Consider the following 1,302-nt stretch of genomic DNA (forward strand, 5'->3'; position numbering starts at 1 on the left):
GGGCCTGACCCCCGGAAAGTGGACACGTCGGGGGTTAGCTATGCTGCTCTAGTCAGTGTAGCTGAATTCTCGGCTTCAAAGACGTCAGGAGCTGAAAGATTGCACCAGGAGTGCCGTCGGCGTGTGTTGTAGCGCATGCACCATCGGAAGACTTCTTGGCGGCAGACGATGGGATTGTCAAAGACTTTCCGATCACGCAGGACTTCACGCTTGAGCGTGGCGTTAAATGATTCTGCTAGGGCGTTATCAGCACTCGTTCCTACCGCTCCCATAGACTGGCGCACACCCAACGACGAGCAATAGTTCCTAAAGGCTTGTGAGGTGTACACGCTGCCATGATCAGAATGGAAAATTGCCCCGTTGAGGCTTCCACGAACCTTGCTGGCATGGGACAAAGCTTCGATAACCAGTGATACCCGCATGTGATCGGCGAGTGCATGTCCGACAAGTTTGCGCGAGTAGGCGTCGATGACCGTGGCCAGGTACATGTTCTTGCCGCCCTTACACGGCAGGTAGGTGATGTCGCCTACATAGACCTGGTTCGGCTTATCAGCGGTGAATTTGCGGCCTACTAAATCTGGCATGACGCGGTGGCCAGGCTTACGCTTGGTAGTGATGCATCGGCGGCGTTTGGTAAAGCCTTTAAGTCCCATGGATTTCATGATTCGTGCGACTTTCTTGTGATTTATCGGGCCAAAGCTCGTATCGGCTTTAAGGCTTGCAGCGATGCGTTTAGCACCATAAAGCCCGTATTCATCATCGAAGATGGTCTTGATTCTTGCACCAATAAGAGCATCCGAACACGTCTTTAACCTGCGTTCTTCGCGGGTTTGCACCCATTTGTAGAACGAGGAGCGATTGAGCTTTAACACGTGGCACATCCGCTTGACCGAGTATTCGGTTCGGTGGTCATAGACAAACTGGAAGCGGATCACCAGTGAGTCTCTTCGGCAAAATATTTCGCGGCCTTGCGCAGGATGTCACGTTCTTCGCGCAGCTTTGCGTTCTCTTTTTCTAACTGGCGGATCCGTTCGGAATCATTCGCTGCTTGGGCCTTGTCGCGCATGCTTTTTGTGCGGGCACGTTTGCCGGTGCCGTACTTCTTGATCCAAGAATGCAGCGAGGCACGGTTGATACCGAGCTCTGCTGATGCTGAGTTCAGTGAGAGGTCCTCATTGTTTTCGTAGAGGGCCACGGCATCGCGTTTGAACTGTTCGGAGTACCTGGACATGGTGGTAGATTACCTTTCTTCCAGCCCGACTGGGCTGGATATCAGGTGTCCACCAAACAGGGGTCAGGTCC

The 1,302-nt window shown here is 53.1% G+C and carries 1 protein-coding gene; it reads right to left on the minus strand.

The window, feature by feature from the left end; translation table 11 throughout:
* Positions 1-38: 38 nt before the first annotated feature.
* Positions 39-1,231 (minus strand): IS3 family transposase gene (locus tag RAE07_RS11905; RefSeq protein ID WP_317001922.1). Its coding sequence is split into 2 segments (ribosomal slippage): positions 39-952 and positions 952-1,231, totalling 1,194 coding nucleotides; the frame shifts between segments, so codons are not numbered across the junction.
* Between the last annotated feature and the right edge of the window lie 71 nt (positions 1,232-1,302).

The sequence above is a fragment of the Corynebacterium nasorum genome (assembly GCF_032821635.1).
GTDB lineage: Bacteria > Actinomycetota > Actinomycetes > Mycobacteriales > Mycobacteriaceae > Corynebacterium > Corynebacterium kefirresidentii.